The sequence below is a fragment of the Winogradskyella sp. genome (genome assembly GCF_025210595.1).
Taxonomy (GTDB): domain Bacteria; phylum Bacteroidota; class Bacteroidia; order Flavobacteriales; family Flavobacteriaceae; genus Winogradskyella.
Genome location: NZ_JAOARH010000148.1, coordinates 1 through 7,983, shown reverse-complemented (window position 1 = coordinate 7,983; position 7,983 = coordinate 1). Strand labels below are relative to the sequence as shown.

The 7,983-nt window shown below is 30.7% G+C and carries 8 protein-coding genes, 2 tRNA genes and 1 pseudogene; 6 read left to right on the top strand and 5 right to left on the bottom strand.

The window, feature by feature from the left end:
• The first annotated feature begins 77 nt into the window (after positions 1 to 77).
• The 3 genes from N4A42_RS14015 to N4A42_RS14005 are packed head-to-tail and all read left to right on the top strand — an operon-like array spanning position 78 to position 1,584.
• Entirely contained in the window at positions 78 to 446 is a 369-nt protein-coding gene (locus N4A42_RS14015; protein ID WP_294075294.1) for a S4 domain-containing protein, read from the top strand.
• Positions 433 to 1,023 (top strand): methyltransferase domain-containing protein, encoded by a 591-nt coding sequence (locus N4A42_RS14010; protein ID WP_294075291.1) that lies wholly within the window; start codon positions 433 to 435, stop codon positions 1,021 to 1,023. The genes N4A42_RS14015 and N4A42_RS14010 overlap by 14 nt, the downstream gene beginning before the upstream one ends.
• A 57-nt stretch (positions 1,024 to 1,080) precedes the next feature.
• A complete protein-coding gene (locus N4A42_RS14005; protein WP_294075288.1) occupies positions 1,081 to 1,584 on the top strand; it encodes a phosphoribosyltransferase family protein in 504 nt (167 codons plus the stop codon).
• On the opposite strand, the gene N4A42_RS14000 is transcribed toward N4A42_RS14005, so the two are convergent.
• On the bottom strand, positions 1,576 to 2,097 hold the full coding sequence (locus tag N4A42_RS14000; protein WP_294075286.1) for a shikimate kinase: 522 nt from the start codon (positions 2,095 to 2,097) through the stop codon (positions 1,576 to 1,578). The two genes, N4A42_RS14005 and N4A42_RS14000, sit on opposite strands and share 9 nt — an antisense overlap.
• A gap of 129 nt (positions 2,098 to 2,226) precedes the next feature.
• On the opposite strand from N4A42_RS14000, the gene N4A42_RS13995 reads away from it, so the two are divergent.
• Together N4A42_RS13995 and N4A42_RS13990 are read left to right on the top strand one after the other, a co-directional pair.
• Positions 2,227 to 2,299, top strand: a tRNA-Lys gene (locus N4A42_RS13995).
• Positions 2,300 to 2,352: 53 nt separating this feature from the next.
• A tRNA-Leu gene (locus N4A42_RS13990) sits at positions 2,353 to 2,437 on the top strand.
• Positions 2,438 to 2,544: 107 nt separating this feature from the next.
• On the opposite strand, the gene N4A42_RS13985 is transcribed toward N4A42_RS13990, so the two are convergent.
• Together N4A42_RS13985 and N4A42_RS13980 are read right to left on the bottom strand one after the other, a co-directional pair.
• On the bottom strand, positions 2,545 to 3,255 hold the full coding sequence (locus N4A42_RS13985) for a LytTR family DNA-binding domain-containing protein (protein WP_294075283.1): 711 nt from the start codon (positions 3,253 to 3,255) through the stop codon (positions 2,545 to 2,547).
• 58 nt (positions 3,256 to 3,313) lie between these two features.
• Positions 3,314 to 4,324, bottom strand: coding sequence for a sensor histidine kinase (locus tag N4A42_RS13980; protein ID WP_294075280.1), 1,011 nt, complete (start codon positions 4,322 to 4,324; stop codon positions 3,314 to 3,316).
• A 190-nt stretch (positions 4,325 to 4,514) separates the two neighbouring features.
• Between N4A42_RS13980 and N4A42_RS13975 the strand changes: the two genes are divergently transcribed.
• On the top strand, positions 4,515 to 6,881 hold the full coding sequence (locus N4A42_RS13975; protein ID WP_294075277.1) for a TonB-dependent receptor: 2,367 nt from the start codon (positions 4,515 to 4,517) through the stop codon (positions 6,879 to 6,881).
• 10 nt (positions 6,882 to 6,891) lie between these two features.
• On the opposite strand, the gene N4A42_RS13970 is transcribed toward N4A42_RS13975, so the two are convergent.
• Positions 6,892 to 7,743: a DUF5777 family beta-barrel protein gene (locus N4A42_RS13970; RefSeq protein WP_294075274.1), complete on the bottom strand. Its 852-nt coding sequence runs from the start codon at positions 7,741 to 7,743 to the stop codon at positions 6,892 to 6,894.
• 9 nt (positions 7,744 to 7,752) lie between these two features.
• A pseudogene (locus N4A42_RS13965) lies at positions 7,753 to 7,983 on the bottom strand (hypothetical protein); the annotation flags it as partial.

The window sequence follows — 7,983 nt, the reverse complement described above, 5'->3', positions numbered from 1 at the left end:
TAAATATTATGGCGCAAGATACATTAAATTAATATTTTTATGCCATAAGCTTAACGTAGATTTTAGTTAAAAAATATATGCGAATTGATAAATATCTTTGGTGTGTTCGTTATTACAAAACGAGAAACATAGCAACTCAAGCCTGTAAAAAAGGACAGGTAAAATTAAATGAGGTAACTGTCAAACCTTCTAGAGAAGTTTATCCAACAGATAAAATTGAACTTAGAAAAGACCAAATCACTTACCAATTAACGGTTAATGATTTACCTCCTAATCGCGTTGGTGCTAAACTTGTAGATATTTACAGAACAGATACAACTCCTAAAGAAGCTTTTGCTGCAAAAGAACTCCTAAAATACAGTAAAGACTACTACAGAAAAAAAGGAACCGGAAGACCAACAAAAAAAGACAGAAGAGATATAGATAATTTTTATGAAGAAGAATGAATTTAACAAACAATATTGGGAAGATTTATACAAAACCCAACAAACCGGATGGAATATTGGCTACCCTTCTACTCCAATCAAGGATTATATTAATCAATTAGAAAATAAATCTTTAGAAATCCTAATTCCAGGTGCAGGCAATAGCTATGAAGCGGAGCACCTATGGAATACAGGTTTTAAAAACACCTACGTATTAGATATAGCAAAACAACCCTTAGAAAACTTTAAACAACGGGTTACTTCTTTTCCTGAGGAACAATTATTTCATCAAGACTTTTTTAAGCTCAACAAACAATTCGATATTATTATAGAGCAAACTTTTTTTTGTGCTTTAAATCCAACTTTAAGAGAAGCATATGCAGAAAAAATGCACCAACTGCTTAAACCAAATGGTAAAATGGCTGGTTTGCTCTTTAATTTTCCGCTATCTGAATCTGGCCCACCTTTTGGAGGAAGTCTTACTGAATATAAATCGCTTTTTAGTAAATACTTTAAAATAAAAACTCTAAAGCCCTCAATTAATTCTATAAAAGAAAGACAAGGTAAAGAACTGTTTTTTATCTTTGAAAAGTTGTAATTGATATTTTACTAATCTATACAACAGTTATAAATAATAATTTGGATAAGCTACATTATGGCATTAACAAAAAACACCATTTTAAGTCACAAAGAAATTGAACATAAAATAAGACGTATTGCTTATCAAATCTATGAAAGTAATGTAAACGAGACTGAGATTATTATAGCTGGTATAGAAACTAATGGATACATTCTTGCTAGAAAAATAAAGCAACAATTAGATAAAATTTCTGAAATCAATTCTATTTTGTGTAAGGTTAAAATAGATAAAACCGCACCAACAAACCCAATAACAACTTCAATAAAACAAGAGGAGTATACCAACAAATCTATTGTACTAATAGACGATGTATTAAACTCTGGAAGCACATTAATATATGGTATTAAGCACTTTTTGGATGTACCGTTAAAACAATTCAAAACTGCTGTGTTAGTGAATAGAAATCATAAAAAATTTCCTGTAAAAGCAGATTTCAAAGGTATTTCGCTTTCTACTTCGCTTTTTGAACATGTTCACGTAAATCTTTCTAAACAGCCATACGAAGCTTATTTAGATTAAACACATTAAAATATCTTCTATAACGTCTTGCTGCATTTTATGATCTGTATTTATGGTATAGTGTGCTTCATTATAATATTGAGTACGTTCAAAAAGATGTTTTCCTATAAATTCTGTAAGCTCATCTTCGGTTTTGAGATGACTAATTACAGGTCTTTTTTCAATTTCACTAAACAAGCGTTTTGTTAATAATGGTATTGAAAGCTTCAAATAGAATAATTTGATCTTGTCATTATTTAATAAAACACTAAGATTTTTTCCATAACATGGAGTTCCTCCACCTAATGACAAAATAATATTGTCTTCAGAGCTTAAAATTTCATTTAAATAAAATGTTTCTTTTTTTCTGAAATATATCTCGCCTTTTTGTTTAAAAATCTCAGGAATTGAAGCCAATTCCTTTTCTGAAATATAGCTATCTAAATCTAAGGATTTGTAACTCAACACAGTAGCTAACCCCTTACCTATTGTTGACTTACCAGATCCCATGTATCCCATTAACACTACTACCATAAACCTATCTATTAATTTTAGACGAATTGCATGCTCAAGAACAAAAAAACAAAAAATTAAATAAAAAAAGTGTTGTTTTATTAATTAAACATTTTATATTTGCACCCTCGTTAATGAGAACATAACAATGACCGGGTAGCTCAGTTGGTAGAGCATCTCCCTTTTAAGGAGAGGGTCCTGGGTTCGAGCCCCAGCCCGGTCACAAAAAGTTAAGCAAAAAAGCTTAACTTTTTTTTTATCTTTATTCATCATAATGCGCACGTGGCGGAATTGGTAGACGCGCTGGCTTGAGGGGCCAGTGACCGCTTAGGTCGTGGAAGTTCGAATCTTCTCGTGCGCACAATATCCTACTTTATACACCTATTTTCTATAACACATAGCTAATACATAAATTGGCTATTACTAATTATACCTATTTTTTTAATATTAAGTAATTTGAAATTCAGCTTAATTATTAAGTGATTTTATTTTACTGATAAAAGCTTCCTTATACACACGACCAATAGGTATATTATAATCATCTATTAGAACTTGATTTCCTGAAATCTTTGAAATTTTAGAAACATTAACCACAAAAGATTTATGAACCTTATAGAATTGCATATCATCTAAGCGCTCTTCCCATTGTTTTAATGTATCTGAGCTTAAATGCATCTTATCAATGGTGTAAACTTCACAATATTTATCTACAGAAGTTATATATAGAATACTATCACTATCTATTTTCACTAAATCATGTCCAGATTTAATAAAAAATTCTTTATTTAGAGGTAAAGGCTTAGGCATTACTTCAACTTTTGAAATACTTGCTGTATTTGCTTTTGTAACTGCCTGAATAAACCTCTGAAAAGAAAAAGGTTTCAATAAATAATCTACCACATTATAATCATAACTTTCTAAAGCATATTCAGAAAAAGCAGTTGTTAGTATAATTTGTGGTGATTGCTGTAATGTTTTTAAGAAATCTATTCCCGAAATTTTAGGCAAATGAATATCTAAAAATATAATACCTATAGTATTTTCTTGTAAAAATGAAATGGCAGATATAGCATTAGAAAATGTTGCTTTTAAATCTAAACTACCAATATCTTCAATATATTTTTTTAAAATACGTTGAGCAGGTGGCTGATCTTCAATTATTATACAAGTTCTTTTCATTTGTTATATTTAATACTTCTTTTCAGCATTAATAATCTGTTTTAACTCCAGAACCAACCTATATCAAATCTAGTGTTAATTCAACAATAAATTGTCTTTTAGCTTCCTTTAGTTTAAGCTTGTGCTTATTTGGGTACAACAACTGTAAACGTTTTTTCACATTATCCAAACCTATACCTTTATCTAAACTATCATTATTAGAATTAGGTAAAAAACTATTGGCACAGGTAAAGCTTAATTGCCCTTTATCTGAAACATGTATAGCTATATCAATAACAATATTTTCGCTCTGACTCGCTAAACTATGTTTAAATGCATTCTCAACAAAAGTGACTAAAATAAGTGGTGCTATTTTAAAATTATCATGGCTACCAATAGTAGTAAAACTTATAGCTCCTCTATCTTCTATCTGAAGTTCATTGAGCTTAACAAAGTTTTGTAAATGCTCTATATCTTTAGACAAAACTACCTTATCTGCCTTACAATCATAAATCATATAACGCAAAACTGAAGACAACTCTAAAATTATAGACGGTGTTTTAGATGAATTTTCTATGGCGTAAGCATACAAATTATTAAGATTGTTAAACAAAAAATGAGGATTAATCTGAGATTTCAAAAAGCGTAATTCACTTTCTTTAACTGAAAGTTGCAACTGCTCTAACTCTTGTTGTTTTCTAACCATTTGCCACACTATTTTAAAACTTACAACCATAAAAATAATTGGCGCAATTCCTATAAGTGTATAAAAAATATTAGAAACATGATCTGCACGCTCGCCACCAACAAAGATAGGTTCTAAAACATACTCTTCTACCGCATAAACCGCTAATAATATGCTTACAATAAGCGTCCAAAACAAAAAATATTGTTTTGAATAAAAATAGCGAGGCATTACTTTTTTACTAATAAAAAAAGCAACTATGACATAAAATGAAAAAAACACAAAATCATAGTATTCAATACCATGGTTGTGCCTATCGTAAGTATATACAAAAAAAAGCACAACAAGAAATATGGTTTCGTAAACAAATGTACTTATTTTCAATACATTAAATGATGCTCTCATAAAACAAATGTATAGAATTAAATCCCGAAAACACAGCAATTATCGCAAACACCAATAACAACAACCTCAACGACACTTACACGCACATTATCTGTTAAAATGCTTTTTAAGTAATAGAATATGTCGTTGACGAAATTCTTTTCATTAAACAAAAATTAGCCTTTAGATTTGCACGCAAAAATGTAACACCATGAAAAGAAACTATCTTTTACTCATACTTATCTGCTTAAACATTTCATTGTCTTTTGCTCAAGATGGCTTTAAAATCATAGGAAAAACTATAGATAAAAAATCTAATCAACCTATAGAATTTGCGACCATAATAATAGTAGATAACGTTACTAAAAAACCTATTACTGGTACTACAACACAGATAGATGGTAGTTTTAATGTTACCACAAATTCCGCTAATTTTTATGTAGAAGTTACTTTTATTGGCTACCTAAAAAAAACCATAAACGATTTTAGTACAAAAAATAAGGTAATCAATTTAGGTTCTATCATTTTAGAAGAAGACACAGAATCTTTAGACGAGGTTGTGGTTAGAGCAGAAAAATCTCAAACTTCATTTAAACTAGACAAACGCATATTTAATGTTGGTACAGACCTTAGTTCTACTGGTGCTAGTGCCTTAGAAGTACTTAACAATGTACCATCTGTAAATGTAAATATTGAAGGGCAAATTAGTTTGCGTGGCAGTCAAGGTGTTCAAATTTTAATTAATGGCAAACCTTCAATCTTAGCTGATGAAGGTAGTGGTGCTTTAGGCACACTTACTGCTGAAATGATTGACCGAATAGAAGTTATTACAAACCCTTCAGCCAAGTACGATGCCGAAGGTACTTCTGGTATTATTAATATTGTTCTTAGAAAAGAAGAAAAAAGAGGCATTAACGGCTCTGTAAGTGTAAATGTAGGTACACCAAACAATAATAGCATTGGTGTTAGCCTTAATAAACGTACCGAAAAATTTAACCTGTTCACACAACTCGGATTAGGGCGAAGAACATTTCCTTTTGAACGTATTAACAATAATGAAGATCTTGAAAACAACACCAATTTAAGAACCAAAGGAGATGGCAACAAACATGAAAATTTTTACAATCTTATCTTAGGAACCGATTATCATATCAACGATAACAATGTCATTACCCTTTCAGGAAATTTCGCCTATGAAGTTGAAGATGAAGATTCTGAAAATTTATTTTCATACTTTGAAGAAAATGCTCAAACACAAGGCTGGACACGTACTGAAGTTACAGAAGCAACAAATCCTAAATACCAATTCGATTTTCAATATCATAGCGATTTTAAAAGCCATGAAGACCACGATTTAACCTTTAGCGCATTGGGTTCATTTTTTGGAAAAGATAAAACGTCTGATTTTGCAGATCGTACCACTTTTGGAGATCGTGATGATTTCGATCAACAAACAGCAACCGATTTTAAAGAAGCACGCTACACCTTTAAGTTAGATTACACCTACCCTTTTGCAGATAAATACACTATAGAGTTAGGTTCGCAATACATAATAAATGATGTCACCAACGATTATGAGGTTGGTACTTTTGATAACGGAAATCTTATTTTAGACCCTAATCTTACCAACAACTTTAATTTTGACCAAAATGTATTAGGCATCTACGTTACTTTTGGAGTTGAGTTTGATAAACTAGGACTAAAAGCTGGTCTTAGATTAGAAAACACTGATATAAATACTCTATTAGAAAACACAAATGAGAAGAATGCACAAAACTATACAGATTTATTTCCTAGCGCACATGCTTCTTACAAACTAACAGATGACATCTCTATACAAGTTGGTTATTCTAGACGTATCTACAGGCCTAGAATGTGGGATTTAAATCCATTTTTTAATATCCGTAATAACTTTAATATTTCTACAGGAAACCCTAACTTAGAAGCAGAATACACAGATTCATACGAAGTAACAAGTATTTTTAAACTTGGTAAGGCTTCTTTTAATTTTGGGGTTTTTCATCGTTATACTACAGATGTTATTGAAGATGTTACCACTTTTAGTGATGGCATAAGTACACGTTTACCAATTAACTCTGGAACAAATAATACAACTGGTATTGAATTTAACTTTAAATACAGTCCAATAAAATGGGCAAGCTTTTTAGGTGATTTTAACTGGAACAATTTTGATCGCAAAGGTACTTTTGAAGATACTGTGTTAGATTTTGATGGTAACCGCTGGACCTCTAGAGCTACTGCTAAATTAAAACTGCCTGCTGGTTTTGATTTTGAAATTGAAGGTAATTACAGATCTAAATACAAAACCTTACAAGGCGAACAAGAACATAATACTTTTGCCAACTTAGGCTTACGAAAAAAACTCTTTAAAGGTAAGTTGGTAGCTAACTTAAGTGTACGCGATATTTTTGAATCTCGTATTTCTGAAAGTCGCACTAACCAACCTACATTTAGTACCTATAATCGTAACCAACGTGGAAGGTTTGTTACCTTTGGCTTAAGTTATGGTTTTGGTAAAGGAGAAGCTATGGAATTTCACAGCACTAAAAGACGTTAATTGGCCTAACTTAAAATACTCTAACAATATTAAATCCAAAAAACACATCTTCAAACCACTTACCTTCAGCATTACTTATAAATCCTGGCTCGTTTGTAGATTGTGCATTAGAGAATAGTAACTGAAATACGTGACCACCTGTTTCTATGTCTAAACCAAAAGTTAATGGATCATTATAAACAGAGTTTTTATGTCTGCTAAAATTATAAACATAGTCTGCATTTATAGACATACGCTTACTCAATTTCATACGTCCACCAAACCCTAATGCCAATTGATTATGTTTCTGAAAAGGTTCTAACACTAAATTTTGCCTTACAAAAGTAGGAGCTATTTCAAATGAAAATTTATTACTAAATCTTCTAGAAATTAGCAATTGCGTAGCATAGCTCATTCTGTCACCAAACTCTAACAGAGGAAATTGCTCTTTACGCAAATCCGTTCTAACATTAGCTGTAGCATAACCAACAATATTAAAAGGAAAATTCTTAGACTGTCCTTTTAGTTTTGCCTTAACGTGAGCTGCATAAGTTTTTCTAATAGACTCTCTTGAAACACCTACCTGTACTCCATTAAAAATTCCTTTTACTAATTGAATTTTTGTATTGGCATTATCAAAACCAAAAAACGTGGTTAAGCCATCTTTTAAAGTACCAAACCTATGTGAAACATAAAGATATAAATCCCCTTTTGCAGCAACTTTTGTAGACTGAAGATTTCCTATTTTCATGGCTTTAAAAGCTGGCTGTTCATAAGATTCTTCTGTTGTTTCTCCTTCTAATTCGTTTAATAAATCTTCTTGAGCTTTAATTGTATTTATGCTAAACAAGATTATCGCTAATAATACAAATGGTTTTTTCATTGGTTCTATTTATTTTTTTAAAATTTTGACTTGATCAATTTTTAATTCTTCTAATAAATCATCATAGCCAATCATTCTTCCTTTTATTTTTACAGACTTACCTTTTTCTATATTTTTTACAGAAAAATTCTCATCTAATTGACAATACACATTATTATTTAGTACAAAACCTTTTTTATCTATAGAGGTTATTTTACCTTCAATTTCAACTACTACGTCTTGCCAAATTAAAGCATCTTC

What these genes read in the sequence shown, in the direction of transcription:
- N4A42_RS13975 (WP_294075277.1), top strand. Translation starts at nt 4,515, where the DNA reads ATGAAAAGAAACTATCTTTTACTCATACTTATCTGCTTAAACATTTCA.
- N4A42_RS14010 (WP_294075291.1), top strand. Translation starts at nt 433, where the DNA reads ATGAAGAAGAATGAATTTAACAAACAATATTGGGAAGATTTATACAAA.
- N4A42_RS14015 (WP_294075294.1), top strand. Translation starts at nt 78, where the DNA reads ATGCGAATTGATAAATATCTTTGGTGTGTTCGTTATTACAAAACGAGA.
- N4A42_RS14005 (WP_294075288.1), top strand. Translation starts at nt 1,081, where the DNA reads ATGGCATTAACAAAAAACACCATTTTAAGTCACAAAGAAATTGAACAT.
- N4A42_RS14000 (WP_294075286.1), bottom strand. Translation starts at nt 2,097, where the DNA reads ATGGTAGTAGTGTTAATGGGATACATGGGATCTGGTAAGTCAACAATA.
- N4A42_RS13985 (WP_294075283.1), bottom strand. Translation starts at nt 3,255, where the DNA reads ATGAAAAGAACTTGTATAATAATTGAAGATCAGCCACCTGCTCAACGT.
- N4A42_RS13980 (WP_294075280.1), bottom strand. Translation starts at nt 4,324, where the DNA reads ATGAGAGCATCATTTAATGTATTGAAAATAAGTACATTTGTTTACGAA.
- N4A42_RS13970 (WP_294075274.1), bottom strand. Translation starts at nt 7,743, where the DNA reads ATGAAAAAACCATTTGTATTATTAGCGATAATCTTGTTTAGCATAAAT.